Annotated in this window: 18 protein-coding genes; 9 read left to right on the forward strand and 9 right to left on the reverse strand. The window is 59.0% G+C overall.

The annotated features are described in order from the left end of the window. Positions 1–225: 225 nt before the first annotated feature. The gene (locus ACIOVB_RS13300) at positions 226–735 is read right to left on the reverse strand and encodes a DUF1993 family protein (RefSeq protein ID WP_123529389.1); all 510 of its coding nucleotides are present in this window, start codon (positions 733–735) and stop codon (positions 226–228) included. Between the two features lie 126 nt (positions 736–861). Here ACIOVB_RS13300 and ACIOVB_RS13305 point away from each other — a divergent pair, with 126 nt between their 5' ends. After that, positions 862–1506, forward strand: a complete 645-nt coding sequence (locus tag ACIOVB_RS13305; RefSeq protein WP_401268317.1) for a YceH family protein — start codon at positions 862–864, stop codon at positions 1504–1506. Between the two features lie 72 nt (positions 1507–1578). On the opposite strand, the gene ACIOVB_RS13310 is transcribed toward ACIOVB_RS13305, so the two are convergent. Then, positions 1579–2097, reverse strand: coding sequence for a cupin domain-containing protein (locus tag ACIOVB_RS13310; protein WP_401268318.1), 519 nt, complete (start codon positions 2095–2097; stop codon positions 1579–1581). Positions 2098–2208: 111 nt separating this feature from the next. After that, positions 2209–3027 (reverse strand): shikimate 5-dehydrogenase, encoded by an 819-nt coding sequence (locus tag ACIOVB_RS13315; RefSeq protein WP_401268321.1) that lies wholly within the window; start codon positions 3025–3027, stop codon positions 2209–2211. A gap of 245 nt (positions 3028–3272) precedes the next feature. Between ACIOVB_RS13315 and ACIOVB_RS13320 the strand changes: the two genes are divergently transcribed. The 3 genes from ACIOVB_RS13320 to ACIOVB_RS13330 all read left to right on the forward strand — a co-directional run bounded on the left by ACIOVB_RS13320 (position 3273) and on the right by ACIOVB_RS13330 (position 4342). After that, a complete protein-coding gene (locus ACIOVB_RS13320; protein ID WP_187677652.1) occupies positions 3273–3632 on the forward strand; it encodes a hypothetical protein in 360 nt (119 codons plus the stop codon). A gap of 230 nt (positions 3633–3862) precedes the next feature. Beyond that, positions 3863–4057 (forward strand): hypothetical protein, encoded by a 195-nt coding sequence (locus tag ACIOVB_RS13325; RefSeq protein WP_016984641.1) that lies wholly within the window; start codon positions 3863–3865, stop codon positions 4055–4057. 102 nt (positions 4058–4159) lie between these two features. Beyond that, a complete protein-coding gene (locus tag ACIOVB_RS13330) occupies positions 4160–4342 on the forward strand; it encodes a hypothetical protein (protein WP_401268325.1) in 183 nt (60 codons plus the stop codon). Here the strand turns inward: ACIOVB_RS13330 and ACIOVB_RS13335 are convergent. Next, positions 4339–5400 carry an AI-2E family transporter gene (locus ACIOVB_RS13335; RefSeq protein WP_401268327.1) on the reverse strand — a complete coding sequence of 354 codons (1062 nt, stop codon included), beginning with the start codon at positions 5398–5400 and terminating at the stop codon, positions 4339–4341. The genes ACIOVB_RS13330 and ACIOVB_RS13335 overlap by 4 nt on opposite strands. Before the next feature lie 261 nt (positions 5401–5661). On the opposite strand from ACIOVB_RS13335, the gene yegQ reads away from it, so the two are divergent. Then, complete coding sequence (yegQ, locus tag ACIOVB_RS13340; protein WP_401268330.1) at positions 5662–6999, forward strand: tRNA 5-hydroxyuridine modification protein YegQ; 1338 nt, start codon at positions 5662–5664, stop codon at positions 6997–6999. Between the two features lie 89 nt (positions 7000–7088). Here yegQ and ACIOVB_RS13345 read toward each other — a convergent pair whose 3' ends face one another. After that, on the reverse strand, positions 7089–7952 hold the full coding sequence (locus tag ACIOVB_RS13345) for a LysR family transcriptional regulator (RefSeq protein WP_401268332.1): 864 nt from the start codon (positions 7950–7952) through the stop codon (positions 7089–7091). A gap of 101 nt (positions 7953–8053) precedes the next feature. Here ACIOVB_RS13345 and ACIOVB_RS13350 point away from each other — a divergent pair, with 101 nt between their 5' ends. After that, entirely contained in the window at positions 8054–8950 is an 897-nt protein-coding gene (locus tag ACIOVB_RS13350) for a DMT family transporter (RefSeq protein ID WP_401268334.1), read from the forward strand. A 127-nt stretch (positions 8951–9077) separates the two neighbouring features. Here the strand turns inward: ACIOVB_RS13350 and ACIOVB_RS13355 are convergent, their stop codons facing one another. Together ACIOVB_RS13355 and ACIOVB_RS13360 are read right to left on the reverse strand one after the other, a co-directional pair. Then, positions 9078–9278: a hypothetical protein gene (locus ACIOVB_RS13355; RefSeq protein WP_401268337.1), complete on the reverse strand. Its 201-nt coding sequence runs from the start codon at positions 9276–9278 to the stop codon at positions 9078–9080. Between the two features lie 92 nt (positions 9279–9370). Continuing rightward, positions 9371–10084 carry a FadR/GntR family transcriptional regulator gene (locus ACIOVB_RS13360; protein WP_401268339.1) on the reverse strand — a complete coding sequence of 238 codons (714 nt, stop codon included), beginning with the start codon at positions 10082–10084 and terminating at the stop codon, positions 9371–9373. A gap of 367 nt (positions 10085–10451) precedes the next feature. On the opposite strand from ACIOVB_RS13360, the gene ACIOVB_RS13365 reads away from it, so the two are divergent. Both ACIOVB_RS13365 and gudD read left to right on the forward strand, forming a co-directional pair. After that, positions 10452–11798, forward strand: coding sequence for an MFS transporter (locus ACIOVB_RS13365; RefSeq protein WP_401268342.1), 1347 nt, complete (start codon positions 10452–10454; stop codon positions 11796–11798). 25 nt (positions 11799–11823) lie between these two features. Beyond that, complete coding sequence (gene gudD, locus ACIOVB_RS13370) at positions 11824–13167, forward strand: glucarate dehydratase (RefSeq protein WP_401268345.1); 1344 nt, start codon at positions 11824–11826, stop codon at positions 13165–13167. Positions 13168–13295: 128 nt separating this feature from the next. Here gudD and ACIOVB_RS13375 read toward each other — a convergent pair whose 3' ends face one another. Beyond that, positions 13296–14168 carry a LysR family transcriptional regulator gene (locus ACIOVB_RS13375; protein ID WP_401268348.1) on the reverse strand — a complete coding sequence of 291 codons (873 nt, stop codon included), beginning with the start codon at positions 14166–14168 and terminating at the stop codon, positions 13296–13298. A 160-nt stretch (positions 14169–14328) separates the two neighbouring features. Between ACIOVB_RS13375 and ampC the strand changes: the two genes are divergently transcribed. Beyond that, the gene (ampC, locus tag ACIOVB_RS13380) at positions 14329–15495 is read left to right on the forward strand and encodes a class C beta-lactamase (protein WP_401268351.1); all 1167 of its coding nucleotides are present in this window, start codon (positions 14329–14331) and stop codon (positions 15493–15495) included. Positions 15496–15559: 64 nt separating this feature from the next. Here the strand turns inward: ampC and ACIOVB_RS13385 are convergent, their stop codons facing one another. Further along, positions 15560–15889, reverse strand: coding sequence for a DUF6124 family protein (locus tag ACIOVB_RS13385; RefSeq protein ID WP_401268354.1), 330 nt, complete (start codon positions 15887–15889; stop codon positions 15560–15562). Between the last annotated feature and the right edge of the window lie 168 nt (positions 15890–16057).

Here is a 16057-nt window from a genome sequence, read left to right on the forward strand (position 1 = left end):
AACGGCTATCGAACTCCGGTAGCCATGGAAGCCTTGGCAGCATGAGAAATGACCTTAACCCTATAACCGTGTCCAGTATCGTTTGACCAGATCAAAGGGAGCTGATTTGTGTGCTGTTCAAAACCTGAGTTCCACTCGATAGATCAGGTCGGCGTATCTCGAACATACAACGCGATCAGTCCCCTCTCCCCTGGGAGAGGGTTAGGGTGAGGGGCTTCTGGCGATTTAGAACGCGCCCATGTAATCGCGCTTGCCCACTTCAACACCGTTATGGCGCAACAGCGCATAAGTGGTGGTGACGTGGAAGAAGAACTGCGGCAAACCGTAAGTCAGCAGATAAGCCTGACCGCTGAAGCGCTTCTCTTTTGGCGTGCCCGGACGGGTGACGATTTCGATGCCTTCCTTGCCATTGATCTGCTCAGGCTTGATCTCGCCGATGTAGGCCAGAACCTTGGCGATCAGCGCTTGCAGCTCGGCGAAGGTGGTTTCAGTGTCGTCGTACTTCGGCACTTCGACTTCCGCCAGACGCGAGGAAACACCTTTGGCGAAATCGACGGCGATCTGCACCTGACGCACCAGCGGGAACATGTCCGGGTACAGACGCGCTTGCAGGAAGGCGTTCGGGTCGATGTTTTTCTCGGTGGCGTGGGCTTCAGCCTTTTTCAGCACATCGCTCAGGGCGTTGAGCATTTGTTGAAAAACCGGGACGGATGCGGCGTACAGGGAAATAGTCATGGCTGTCTCGTGGTAGTGGCTGGGTGGAACGTGGGGGCGATTATAGCCATGCTTGATGACCACACGGCTTGCCTTTTGTTTGGCAAGGATTAGGCTAGGCGCCTTCGACTGCTGAGGGAACGCGCGATGACCACTGAACAAGAATCCACCTTCGACGAGCCACGGCTCAATGCCACGGAAATCCGCATCCTGGGCTCGTTGATCGAGAAACAGGCCACCAGCCCGGAAACCTATCCGCTGACCCTCAACGCACTGGTCACGGCTTGCAATCAGAAAACCAGCCGCGAACCGGTGATGAACCTGACCCCAGGCCAGGTCGGCCAGAGCCTGCGTGCTCTGGAAGGACGCGGTTTTGCCAAGCTTGTAATGGGAAGTCGCGCCGACCGCTGGGAGCACAAGGTCGACAAGGCGCTGGAACTGGTGCCGGCGCAGGTGATTCTGACCGGGCTGATGTTTCTGCGCGGTCCGCAGACCGTCAATGAATTGCTGACCCGCAGCGGACGCATGCATGAATTTGAAGATGCCGAGCAAGTGGTGCATCAGTTGGAGCGTCTCATTGCGCGCGGATTGGCTGTGTTGATTCCGCGTCAGGCCGGGCAGCGCGAAGATCGCTACACCCATGCGCTGGGCGATCCGGCGGACATCGGGGCGATTATGGCGGCGCGGCAGAATCCGGGCGAACGCGCGAGCGGCGGTGTTTCCGTCGAGCGCATCGAAGAGCTTGAGGCGCGGATTGCAGCGCTGGAAGAGCGCCTGGCCCGACTCGAATAATCACCACCGCCCCCTGTTGGAGCGAGCAAGCTCGCTCCAACAGGTTATGCGCCTGTCTGCAAACTCGCCGCGTCACTCACCATCCCAGTAATCAACCCCGTCCGCCTGCCGAGCCACCGCGACAAAGCCTGAAGCATTGCCCTGGGCATCAACCTTAAAGTTGTCCATCACCGCATATTTGTTCGAATCCGGGTATTCACAAATGTCCGGCTGCTGCTGAGTGCTGACCGCCAGATAACGCAGTTCAGCCACGCTGGTGTTGATGATCTGATGCGCCATTTCCGGGCCGCCCGCTGGGCAGGCGATGACATCGCCGGCGCGGATCGGAAAACGCTCGGCGCCCAGACGCACCTCGCCTTCCCCGGCCACTACGTAAAACATCTCCTCATTGACCCGATGACTGTGAAACGGACTGCCGCGCATGCCCGGCGGCAGTGCATACAGTCGATAACCGAGTTTCTGCGCGCCGAGTTGCTGGCCGATCCGGGCCATGCGCTGCTGATAACGTCCGGCAGTTTCGCCTTCGGGGGCCAACGCTTCGGGCAGGGATTCGAGTTCGACCTGATGCAGATTGAGGATGGGCGGATGCATGCTGAACCTCGGTTTTTTTTGTGGATGGACAAGTCTGTGCTTGCTGGTCGAGCAGTATAGGCAACCGGATAATCGTGCCAGCGATGAGGCCCGACCAGTCAGCGCAACAATTCAGCTGCGGGCAAACGCCACCGCCGCCTGAAACTGCTCTTCGGTCGGCCGCACGCCGGTGTACAACACAAACTGCTCCAGCGCTTGAATCGCGATCACTTCCAGCCCGGTAATCACCCGCTTACCTTCTGCTCGCCCACGCACAATCAGTGGTGTTTCCGAAGGAATCGCCACCACATCAAACACGGTCTCAGACGCTTGTATCACCTCAGGCTCAAATGCCAGTTGCCCCGCCTCCGGGCCGCCGTCCATGCCCACCGGCGTTACGTTGATCAGCATCTGCGGGCGCTCATCGCCCAGCTCAGCCTGCCAGCGATACCCCAGCGAATCCGCCAGCGCACGTCCGGCGCGCTCATTGCGCGCGACGATCAAACCGTTTTTATAACCGCCATCACGCAAGGCACTGGCCACCGCTTTGGCCATGCCGCCACTGCCGCGCAGGGCAAAGGTCGAATCCTTGGGCACCGCGTGGGTTTCCAGCAGTTGTGCGATGGCGATGTAATCGGTGTTGTAAGCCTTGAGGTGGCCCTTGGTATTCACAATGGTGTTGATCGATTGGATCGCCGCCGCCGACGCATCCAGCTCATCGACCAGCACAATGCAGGCTTCCTTGAACGGCATCGACACGCCGCAACCACGAATGCCCAACGCCCGGATTCCGCCGACCGCGCCGGTCAGATCCTGGCTGCTGAAGGCCTTGTAATAGAAATTCAGGCCGAGTTGCTCATACAAATGGTTATGAAAACGCAGACCGAAATTCCCTGGGCGCGCCGACAGGGACATGCACAGCTGGGTGTCTTTGTTCGGGTTCATCTGCATGAAACTTCTCCTTCAAACGCACTTTCGGATGGACGGGATTAGCCAGCCCATCGGGTTCTGTTCGATGATATCGCTCGTCTGCACCGGGCCTTGGCGGGCCGGTAAAGATGGCGGTACAGACCTTACACAAAATTTACTCAGCGGCCGTGCTGTTTTTCAAAATGTTGCTGTCTTAGAAGTATCCCCGCGACAACTTTGGGCCTGGTGCAGGCCCGGACGCCGGGTCGAAGAACCGAGGAACTATCATGATTCGTAAACTCCCCATTATGGCCTTACTGATTGGCGCACTCGCTGTCACAGGCCAGGCAGAAGCCGGTGGTGGCCATGGCTGGCAAGGCCCTGCGGTGTTTGGCGCGATCGTCGGCTCGGCCATCATCGGCTCGGCGCTGATCAACCAGGACCGACCGGTGTACGTGCAGCAACAGCCGGTTTACGTTCAACCGCAACCGGTTTACGTGCAACAGCCGCCACCACCGGTTTACTACCAGCCGGCGCCGGTTTATGTGCAGCAACCGGTTTACGTGCAACCGGCCCCGGTTTACTACGGCCCTCCCCGTGGTTATTACGGTCGCCCTCATGGCTACTACGGCGGCCCACGCTGGTAACAGAAACACAGAGCCCCGCTTTTATAGCGGGGCTTTTTTATGACCGTCGGTCGGCAGGCGTCTGAAAAAATCTCGCCAAGGTCGCTGTGAGGACAGTTTCAACAGCTAAAGTCGGCATGATGGATTTGACCGTTGGGAGCCAAACATTAAACGGTCATCTTTTTGTCATGGCGGAACTGCAATCTGAATCCGTCCGCAAACAATAGGTTGATAACAACAAGGACGACTCTATGCCAACACAAAACCCGCACCGCATCGTCGGCCTGTGTACCTCAAGCAAGGTGTACAGCGCGCTGACCGAACTCAAGCACCTTGAAGGGCACCGCTGCGCCAAGTTTCTTTCGCTATTGGCGGAAAACCTTGTGCACAAGGGCCTGCTCAATGAGCGTGAAGTCATGCACATGCTTGATCAAGTGGTCGATTGAAGCAGCCCTCACTGTTATCAATGACCACTATCAAAAGCGTTGATTGTCCCTGAGAACGGCAAATCCCTAAGGTAGCCCCATCGTTTGATGGAGGTATTTGTCATGGCTCAGGTTCAAATCATGTCGGTAATCGGCAGCGCCGTTCCCGCACCACTCAGAGAGCTGGGACTGCTCGCCTGTTGGTATGTGGTGCGCGACGGCGAAGCAATCAGCGGCCCGCTCACCTCATTGCCGGCGGCGCAGGCCTTGTCACAACAGTTCATCAGCGCTGCGTTTCACGCCTAAGGCAGTTGCACCTTGGGCTTGGTCTCGACGAACAGCGCCCAGCTGGACATGAAGAGCGCAGCGATCAACGGCCCGATCACGAATCCGTTCAGGCCGAACACCGCCAGACCGCCCAAGGTCGAGATCAAAATCATGTAGTCGGGCATCCGAGTGTCCTTGCCCACAAGGATCGGCCTCAGCACGTTGTCCACCAAGCCAATCACAAACACCCCGAACAAACCCAGCACCACGCCCTGCCAGATCATCCCGCTGAGCAGGAAGTAAAGCGCCACCGGCGCCCAGACAATCCCCGCCCCCACCGCCGGCAACAGCGACAGAAACGCCATCAACACCGCCCACAGCAACGCGCTGGGGATGTCGAGAAACCAGAAAATCGCCCCGCCCAACGCGCCCTGTGTGATTGCCACCAGAACATTACCCTTGACCGTCGCGCGCACCACCCGGTTGAACTTCAATTGCAAACGGCGCTTGTGATTTTCCTCCAGCGGCAAGGCGGTGCGCACCTTGCGCGCCAGTTCGGGGCCGTCACGCAGTAAGAAAAACAACAGATAAAGCATGATGAAAAAACTCACCACAAACTCGAACGTGCCCTGGCCAAAACTGAACGCCTGACTCGCCAGCACCTGGCTGCCCTGCATGGCTGCCTTGACGATTTTTTCGCGCAGCGCATTGAGTTCGCCCATGCCGAACCGGTCGAGCAGATGCTGAAAGTATTGCGGCAGGCTGTGTTTGAATTGCGCCAGATACGCCGCGATATCCAACTCGCCGCTCTCGATATTCTTGTAAACCGTCATCCCCTCCTGCACCAGCAACAAGCTGATGATGATCACCGGCAGAATCGCGATCACCAGACAGATGCTTAACGTAAACAAAGACGTGAGGTTGCGCTGCCAGCCGAACTTCGCCTGCAAGCGACGCTGCATCGGCGCAAACAGAATGCCGAGAATCACCGCCCAGAACACCGCGCCGTAGAACGGCAACAGAATCCAGATAAAGGCCACCGTGACCAGCACCAGCAGTACCGTCAGAGATTTGAATTGAAGACTTTTTACGTTCATGTCCGATCCATGTCAGTCGGGCGTCAAACACGCCCGGTGCTTAGTCAGCCGTAGCGTGCACGAGTGCCATCTTTATTCATGGAGCATAGTTGCGGATCGGCGCGAGCCACGCAGCGAACGGGCAATTACACGATTGCGCGGCGGTCAGGACGTCGCCTGTTTCTGCACAGACCCACATCGCACCACTCGAACGTAGACCCAGATCAATAAACCCTGCCGGCAACCGCACTACCCTGCTGCGCTTTTGCGACAGATGCCGCCATGACCCTCACCGCCACCCTCGCCGCCCCCGAACTGCTCGCCCCCGCCGGCACTTTGAAAAACATGCGTTACGCCTTTGCCTACGGTGCCGATGCGGTCTACGCCGGTCAGCCGCGCTACAGCCTGCGAGTGCGCAACAACGAGTTCGACCACGCCAACCTGGCGCTCGGCATTCGCGAGGCACAGGCGCAGGGCAAGCGCTTTTACGTGGTAGTCAACATCGCGCCGCACAATGCCAAGTTGAAGACTTTTCTCAAGGACCTGGCGCCGGTCATCGAAATGGCCCCGGACGCGCTGATCATGTCCGACCCGGGGTTGATCATGCTGGTGCGCCGGCATTTCCCGCAGATGCCGATCCACCTCTCGGTACAGGCCAACACGGTGAATTGGGCGAGCGTCGAGTTCTGGCAACAGCAGGGCCTGAGTCGGATCATCCTGTCGCGCGAACTGTCGCTGGAGGAGATCGGCGAAATCCGCGAGCACGTGCCAACCATGGAGCTGGAAGTATTCGTTCACGGGGCGCTGTGCATGGCCTACTCCGGGCGCTGTCTGCTCTCGGGCTACATGAACAAGCGCGACGCCAATCAGGGCACCTGCACCAATGCCTGCCGCTGGAAATACTCGGCGCAGCAGGCTACGGAAAATCAGAACGGCGAAATCGTCCAGACGTTCCAGCCCGAACCGACGCTGGGTATCGGCGCCCCGACCGATCAGGTGTTCCTGCTCCAGGAAGCCAACCGTCCCGACGAATTGATGCCCGCTTTTGAGGACGAGCACGGCACCTACATCATGAACGCCAAGGATCTGCGCGCGGTGCAGCATGTCGAGCGCCTGACGCGCATGGGCGTGCATTCATTGAAGATCGAGGGCCGGACCAAATCGCACTTCTACTGCGCACGCACCACTCAGGTGTATCGCCGGGCGATTGATGATGCGGTGGCGGGACGCGAGTTTGATCGCAGCCTGATGACCGATCTGGAATCGCTGGCCCAACGCGGTTACACCGAGGGCTTCCTGCGTCGCCATGTGCATGACGAGTACCAGAATTATCTGAACGGCAGCTCAGTGTCGGAGCGCCAGCAGTTTGTCGGCGAGTTGACGGGTGAGCGGCGTGATCGGCTGGCCGAGGTCAAGGTGAAGAATCGTTTTGCGCTGGGTGATCATCTCGAGTTGATGACGCCCAAGGGCAATTTTCAATTTGATCTGGATGAATTGCAGAACCTCAAGGGTGAGCCGATCGAAGTGGCGCCGGGGGATGGGCATACGGTGTATGTGCCGATTCCGGATGCGGTGGATTTGCGGTTCGGGTTGTTGATGCGGGATGTGGCCGGCGCTTGAAGGCCCTTGTAGGAGCTGCCGCAGGCTGCGATCTTTTGATCTTGTTTTCAAGAATCAAAGCTGCGGCAGCTCCTCCAGGGGCGGTGGGACTAGGTAAACTCTTCGCGCAACATCGCTACAAAAGCCTCACGCGCCGGGTGCACCCCGGCGTTTTCATGCCAGTAAAACAAGTTGTCGATGGCCGTCAGTTCGGGGAATTCAACCCCCACGCACCCCGCGCCTTTCGCATATTGCTCAAACACCCCTTTGGGCACCAACGCCACGCCCGCTCCGGCACTCACGCATCCGACAATCGCCCCGTAACTGGCAAGGCTGACAATCGGCAGCGCCTGTCCCTGTCGCAGTAACCACTGCTCCAGTGCCGCCCGATAAGGACACCCCTGCGGCCACATGAACACGGTTTTGTCCCGCAGATCATTGATGTCGCGCACCGGCCCGAAAGACGTTGAAGCGATCAGCAGCAATTCTTCGCGATACATCGGCGTGCGTTTGAGATGCGAGCGCTCGACGTCCACCGCCACTATCGCGCCGTCGAGGCGATGGCTGACGGTATCGTCGAGCAACTGGCCCCAGGTGCCGGTGGTGAGCTCCAGCGCCACTTGCGGATAACGCTGGTGAAACTTCGCCAGCAGCCGCGGTAACCGACCGGTGGCTGAGGATTCAATGGCGCCGATGCGCAGAGGCCCGGAGGGTTCTGCGCTGGGATCGACCGCGCGTTTGGCCTCCGCCGTCAGCGCGAGAATCTTCTCGGAGTAGGCGAGAAACGTCAGCCCCGCCGGACTGATCCGCAACCCACGGCCCTCGCGCAGAAACAGCGCCACGCCCAATTCGGCCTCCAGCGCCTTGATTCGTGCGGTGATATTCGACGGCACGCAGAACAGTTTTTCCGCGGCCCGAGCAATGCTGCCGACTTCGGCCACGGTCTTGAACATACGGATTTGTGCCAGCTCCATACTCATCACTCAGAGTGAATATTCGAAGCAGTATAAGTCAGTTGTGGTGAATGATTGGCCGCCCGGATACTCGGCGCATCGACCCCACTGGTGCGCTGATCATGCAATCCCCTTCTCCCGCGAAAATTGTTCTGGCGATGGCATTTGTCGTCGGCTGCTGGGCGTATTCGCCGACCGGCATTCACATTGGCCTGCAAGCCTACGATCCCGGACATCTGGCGTTGCTGCGGTTTCTCCTGGCGTCGCTGTGCATGGCGGTGATCGCTGCCTTCAAAGGTATTCAGCTGCCGCGTCTGGGCGATGTGCCGCTGCTATTCGCCTTGGGTTTTTTTGCGGTCAGCCTGCATCACGTCGCGCTGAACATCGGCCAGCAAAGCATCAGTGCCGGTGCGTCGAGTGTGTTGGCGCAATCGAGCCCGTTGTTCAGCGCGTTGCTCGCGCGTTTCGTATTCAAGGATCAGGTCAGCCTTTGGCGCTGGGGCTGTGTGCTGCTCGGCTTTGTCGGCGTGGTGATTGTGGTCAGCGGTGATCGCGGCCTGGGCGAGATTGACGCGCATGCCTGGCTGATCTTGCTCGCAGCAGTTTCATGGAGCATTTACTTCGCGCTGCAAAAGCATCACGCACGGCGTTATGACGGCTTGAGCCTGGTGTGCTACGCAGTCTGGTCAGGGACGTTGTTATTGCTGATTTATCTGCCGGGGTTGAGCGAAACCGTGATGAAAGCGCCGCTGCGGGTGCAATGGGCAGTGTTGACCTTGGGCGTGTTTCCCAGCGCGCTGGCCTATCTGGCGTGGGGATTTGTGCTCAAACATGTGGATTTGAGTCGGGCAACCATGACGCTGTACCTGATTCCGCCGACAGCGATGGGCATTGCTTCGGTGGGATTGGGCGAGCGGCCGACGTGGATGGTGCTGGCGGGGTCCGCGGTAGTGTTGATCAGTGTGTTGGCGTTGAATCTGGAGCAGCGGATTCCAGTGCTTCGGGGTATGCGGGCCTGATCATGGTTGTGTGTAAAGGCTGATACCGCCTTCGCTGGCTTGCCAGCGAAGAGGCCAGCGCGGACAGCCAGTGATGGACTGCCCGGCCGGATTCTACCTAGCGCCGATCATCCGACAACGGTGTCGGTTAATCCGCTGGCGGTACATCGTCATCCGCCGCCGGATCTTTCCAGTCCTCGGGCCGATCAGCATCGCTCAAAGGATCGCGCCCCGGCGCCATCCCCGGCGGCGCATCGTGATCGGCCAGTGTCGGCTCATCCGTGCCAGGCATCGGACGGGTTGGGTCGGTGGGCAGCACTCCACCCTGAAACAGCAAATCGTTAGACATCACGCACCTCACCAAGGAGGTCCGGAAAACCCGGGCCGTCCAAGTTGGAAGCGAGCCGCTGGACGGCGTGCTATCGAATAGACCAACGGCGATCAGCCTTGAGCAATAAAGCGGTCGCGGCTGTTGGTCAGGTGCAGCCACATGGCGGCGCGGGCGGCATCGGGGTCTTGTCGTTTGATGGCATTCAGAATCGCCTCGTGCTCCAGATTGGCAAGTTGCCCCAACTTGCTCAAATCCGCCGCACCCCGCTCGACCGCGTTGACCCGCGTGCGTGGAATCATCGCGCTGCCCAAGTGCTGCATGATCTCGCTGAAGCAGACGTTGCCGGTGGCCTCGGCGATCAGCAGGTGAAAGCGTCGATCGGCCTCGACGCAGCTGTCGTTATTGGCCAGCAGGCGTTGATAGTCATCCAGTGCCTGACGCATCTGCAGCAATTGCTGCTCGGTACGCCGTTGCGCGGCCAGCGCGGCCGCTTGCGTCTCCAGGCCCATGCGCAATTCGAGAATGCTGCGCACTCCAAGCGCCGTATCGACGTTCAGCCGCAGTCCCTGCTCCGGCGCACGCTCGATCACAAACGTGCCGATGCCGTGCCGCGTCTCTACCAGCCCCGAAGCCTGCAACTTGGAAATTGCCTCGCGCACCACCGTGCGGCTGACACCGTGCTCCTGAACGATCGAGTTCTCCGAAGGCAGCTTGTCGCCGGGCGACATCTGGCCGAGCAGGATGCTCTGGGTGAGTTTTTCCACCAGATCGTGGGCCAGGTTGTGCGCGCGTTTGCGGGCTGGGGCATCGAGGTCATCTTGCATGGGTTAATCCGTGTTCGGGACTTGCGGATCGTAGCACCGGGCAGAGGTGGGACGAGATTGATTTTAGATCTGAATCGCCGATCAACTTGTATGACAACACTTCAAAATACGGAAATACCTCACGTTTACTGAGTGTCTCCCGGTAACCAAGGGCTCCCTGCCTTAAAAATATCAACGTTAAGAAAAACCTGATAGACCCAATGAAATATGGGGAAAAATCCAAAAAAGCATAAAAAAATCTCTCCCAATAGAAATTTAATCACCGCTCCCCACTTGTAGGACAAAAAAATCAGGTTGTATGATGTCTATCAACAACACAGCACCCAAGCCCTACCCCGCATAAAAATAATCAGTGGGAGAAAACCTAGTGAAAACCTCCGTCTCCGGGATGAACGAGGGCGTTGATCCAACGCTGGCCTCCGCCATTTCTAAAGTGAAACGCCACGTTCTGCCGCTCTTCGTGATCATGTTTATCGTCAACTACATTGACCGGGTGAACATCGGTTTCGTCCGTACCCACATGGAACACGACTTGGGTATTGGTGCCGCCGCTTACGGCTTCGGCGCCGGTCTGTTCTTCATCGGCTACGCGCTGTTCGAAGTCCCCTCCAACATGCTGCTGCAAAAAATCGGCGCGCGAATCTGGCTGACCCGCATCATGTTCACCTGGGGGCTGGTCGCCGCCGGCATGGCATTCATTCAGAACGAAACCCACTTCTACATCCTGCGCTTTCTGCTCGGGGTGGCCGAGGCCGGGTTCTTTCCCGGCGTGATTTACTACTTCACCCGTTGGCTGCCCGGCGTCGAACGCGGCAAGGCGATTGCGATCTTTCTCAGCGGTTCGGCCATCGCCTCGTTGATCTCCGGCCCGCTGTCCGGCCTGCTCCTGCAAATCAACGGCCTGGGCATGCACGGCTGGCAATGGATGTACTTCATTGAAGGGATGTTTTCGGTGTGCCTGTGCGTGTTCGTCTGGTTCTGGCTCGACGCCAAACCCCACGACGCGAAATGGCTGAACCGCGCCGAACAGGACGCGTTGGTCAACGCCATCGACGATGAACAGAAGGCTCGCGAAGCCGCCACACCGATCCGGCCATCGATAGGCAAACTGCTCAAGGATCGCCAGATCATCCTGTTCTGCCTGATCTACTTCTTCATCCAATTGACGATCTACGCCGCGACCTTCTGGCTGCCGAGCATCATCAAGAAAATGGGCGACATGAGCGACTTCCAGGTCGGGCTGTTCAACTCGATTCCGTGGCTGCTGTCGATTATCGGCATGTATACCTTCGCCACGCTCTCGGCCAAGTGGAAGCACCAGCAGGCGTGGGTCGCCACGGCGCTGTTGATCGCGGCCGCGGGGATGTTCATGTCCACCACCGGCGGGCCGATCTTCGCTTTTGTCGCGATCTGCTTTGCGGCGCTGGGGTTCAAGTCCGCCTCGTCGCTGTTCTGGCCGATTCCGCAGGCCTATCTGGACGCGCGGATCGCCGCTGCAGTGATCGCATTGATCAACTCGGTCGGCAACCTCGGCGGCTTCGTCGCACCGACCACCTTCGGCCTGCTCGAAGAACACACCGGCTCGATTCAGGGCGGCCTCTATGGTCTGGCTGCGACCTCGATCATCGCCGCGATCATCGTGTTCTACGCCCGCACCACAGCGAAACCCGCAACAGTTGCCGCCGTGGTCGATACCGCGCCGAAGCACGCCTGACTTTCCGTTTCCAGGGATAAAAACAATGAACGCACACGACACCGCCAAAGCCCCGATCATCACCGACATGCAAGTCATCCCGGTGGCCGGCCACGACGGCATGCTGCTCAACCTGAGCGGCGCCCACGGGCCTTTCTTCACCCGCAATATCGTCATCCTCAAGGACAACGCAGGCCACACCGGCGTCGGCGAAGTGCCCGGCGGCGAACGCATTCGCCAGACCCTGGAAGACGCGCGCAGCCTGGTCATCGGCAGCCCGATCGGCACCTGGCAGAAGATCCTCAATCAAGTACGCCAGACCTTCGCCGACCGCGATGCCGGCGGCCGAGGCCTGCAAACCTTCGACCTGCGCATCACCATTCACGCGGTCACCGGCCTGGAAGCCGCCCTGCTTGATCTGCTCGGCCAACACCTCGACGTCCCGGTCGCGGCATTGCTTGGCGAAGGTCAGCAACGCGATGAAGTGAAGATGCTCGGCTATCTGTTCTACGTCGGCGATCGGCGCGAAACCGACCTCGCCTATCGCAGTGAACCGGACGCCGAAAATGACTGGTTTCGCGTGCGTCACGAGAAGGCCATGACCGCCGAATCGGTGGTGCGTCTCGCCGAAGCGGCCCATGCCAAATACGGCTTCAAGGACTTCAAGCTCAAGGGCGGCGTACTTAGCGGCGATGCGGAAATCGAGGCGGTGACGGCATTGGCCGAGCGCTTTCCTGATGCGCGCATCACCCTCGACCCGAACGGCGCCTGGTCACTGAAAGAAGCGATCCGTTTGTGCCGCGATCAGCATCATGTACTCGCCTACGCCGAAGATCCGTGCGGTGCGGAAAACGGTTATTCGGGTCGCGAAGTCATGGCCGAATTCCGCCGCGCCACCGGACTGAAAACCGCCACCAACATGATCGCCACCGATTGGCGCGAGATGGGCCACGCGATCCAGTTGCAATCAGTCGACATCCCGCTGGCCGACCCGCACTTCTGGACCATGCAGGGCTCGGTGCGCGTGGCGCAGATGTGTCATGAGTGGGGCCTGACCTGGGGCTCGCATTCCAACAACCACTTCGATATCTCGCTGGCGATGTTCACCCATGTCGCCGCCGCCGCACCGGGCGATATCACCGCCATCGACACCCACTGGATCTGGCAGGACGGCCAGCGCCTGACCAAGGCACCGTTGCAGATTGTCGGCGGCTGCGTGCAGGTGCCGAAGAAACCGGGGCTGGGTGTCGAGTTGGACATGGATCAGGTGGCCAAGGCTCACGAACTCTATAAAGGCATGGGCCTGGGCGCACGGGATGACAGCGTGGCGATGCAGTTTTTGATTCCGGGGTGGAAGTTCGATAACAAGCGGCCGTGTCTGGTGCGCTAAGGTTTTTTGGAACCACCAGCAGTCCCTGTGGGAGCGAGCCTGCTCGCGAAGGCGGTATAACAGCCAACACTTCTGTCGACTGACACATCGCTTTCGCGAGCAGGCTCGCTCCCACAGGGGGCTGTGTATTAACCAGAGACTTGTAACAACCAGTTCTTGAAGGCGAGCATCGCCGCCGTCTCCGGCCGCGACTGCAATCGCGTCAGCCAATAACTCCCCGTGGTGATCTCGATCGCAAACGGCTGACAAATCGCCTCCGCCGCCAGTTGCCGCGCGAACATCAGCGGCGGTGCCAACGCCACCCCGCCGCCCTGCAATGCCGCCTCCATCATCGCCAGCGACGAGTCGAAGACGACGCTCTGCGGCGGTGCCGCCTGAGTCGCCATACCCGCCGCCTGAAACCACTCCGGCCATTCATCCGTGCGATAGGAACGCAGCAACGTCTGCTGCAACAGATCCCCCGGCGCGTGCAATTGCCGGGCGATTTCCGGGACGCACAGTACCGACAGCGGCGCTTCCAGCAGACGGGTCGCCTCAATGCCGTGCCACGCTCCGGCGCCAAACCGGATCGCGTAATCCAGCCCTTCGGCGGCAACATCCACACGATTGTTGTTGGTCGACAGCCGTAAATCTATGAGCGGATGTTTCGCCCGAAAGTCCGAAAGCCTCGGTAATAACCAACCCACAGCAAAGGTGCCCACCGCGCCCACGGTCAACATCTCGCGATGCTGTCCGCCGGCGAGGCGTTCCAGAATCTGCGCGATATGATCAAACGACGTGCTCAACACCGGCAGCAAGGTTTCGCCTTCACTGGTCAGCATCAGCCCGCGGGGCAGGCGTTTGAACAGGGTGACGTTGAGCTGCGCTTCAAGGCTTTTGACCTGATGACTGACGGCAGCCTGGGTCACACACAACTCCACGGCAGCGCGGGTAAAGCTCAAATGACGCGCCGACGCTTCGAAGGCGCGCAGTGCGTTGAGCGGCAATGGTGGTCGAATCATGCCCTGCCCCAAATTTTTCTAATGGCTCATCCGAGATTTCATCGTTTGTCGACGAATGCCAGACTGCCTAAATTGTCGGCGCTGATCACCCGCCTAACGTTGCAAATGCCCGCAGTCTAGCGGGATAACACCCTCAACACTCATGGAAAGTGGTTCATCTATGTCATTCATCAACCCGAGCAAAGTCATTTCCTGTAGCGCTTTCGGCCTGTTCTTCGGCGCCGCGACCTGCATGGCCGCACCGCAAACCGACGAACAACTGCAAGCACTGGTCAAAGGTGCCGTTACGCCTGTGATGCAGCAGCAGAACATCCCCGGCCTGGCCGTTGCCCTCACCATCAACGGCAAACCGCATTACTTTAACTACGGCGTCGCCGCCAAAGACACCGGGCAAAAAGTCAGCGAAAACACCCTGTTCGAAATCGGTTCGGTGAGCAAAACCTTCACCGCGACACTGGCCGGTTACGCTCAGGCCACGGGCAAACTGGACCTGTCGACCAAGGCCAGCAAAATCTGGCCGGAACTCAAAGGCAGCGCTTTCGACAACATCAGCGTGTTGCAACTGGGTACTTACAGCGCCGGCGGTTTGCCGCTGCAATTCCCCGCCGAGGCGGATTCGGCGGACAAGATGCTCGGCTATTACCAACAGTGGAAACCGGTGTATCCGGCGGGCAGCCATCGGCTGTATTCCAATCCGAGCCTTGGGTTGTTCGGTTATCTGACGGCGAAAAGTCTGGGCCAGCCATTTGATCAGGCCATGAGCGAAACCCTGCTGCCGAAACTCGGCCTCAAGCACACCTTCGTCAAGGTGCCCGCGTCCGAAGCCAAGCTCTACGCTCAGGGTTACAACAAGAATGACCAACCGGTTCGGGTCAGTCCGGGCGCGCTGGATTCCGAAGCCTACGGTATTAAAACCAGCGCGGCGGATCTGCTACGTTACGTCGAGGCCAACCTGAAACCGGCCAGCCTTGAAGCGCCGCTGCAAAAAGCCATCGCCGCGACCCACACCGGTTACTACACCGTTGGCGACATGACCCAAGGCCTGGGCTGGGAAATGTATCGCTACCCGACCAGCCTCGACCGCTTGCTGGCCGGTAACTCGACGCCAATGGCCATGGAGGCGCATAAGGTTCAGTGGCTGACTCCGCCGCAACCGCAACCCGACGATGTGTTGCTCAACAAAACCGGCTCCACCGGAGGCTTTGGTACTTACGTCGCGTTCGTGCCGAGCAAAGACATTGGCATCGTGATCATGGCCAACAAAAACTATCCGATTGCGGAGCGAGTGAAGATCGCGCATACGATCCTCAGCGCTGTTGCTGACTGACCGGATTTATAGCGGGCATAAAAATGGGCGACCTGCTGAGGTCGCCCATTTTTTTATCACCATTTCAAGCCTGGAAAATGGCTTCCGGCGGATCGAGATTGTCCAGCGCGCGGTTGACCAGCAACTCGCCGACCACTGCCAACTGCTGAATCGACAGAGCGAGACTGCGCTGCGAATCGTCGAGCTTGCAGGCCATGTCGGTGGTCAGGACGTTGAGCGAGGCGAGGGTTTCGCAAGCGTGAGTCAGTAGCGTGGGGGTATCGATATCGGGGCGGATGGTGAAGACGTAGCTGACGGGATCGGGGTGATGCGGGTGGCGCAGGCGTGTGTTGCGGGAGTCGAAGGATCCAGAATCTTTGGGGGATTCGGGGGGACTTGGAGTATGTTTTTTCATAAATTAAATCCTCGGGACATTTAAAGAAAAAACTGCCGAACTCACTTCCACGAGAGGGTGGCAGCTTTGCGCAGGTGTGGAAGTCCGGGGATGCCCGAGGAACCCGGTGCACTCGAGAGTGCTCCTGCGCATAGCTGCCATAAGCCACAATGTTGGCATAAAACTAGC

Source organism: Pseudomonas sp. NPDC087639, from assembly GCF_044743385.1.
Taxonomy (GTDB): Bacteria; Pseudomonadota; Gammaproteobacteria; order Pseudomonadales; family Pseudomonadaceae; genus Aquipseudomonas.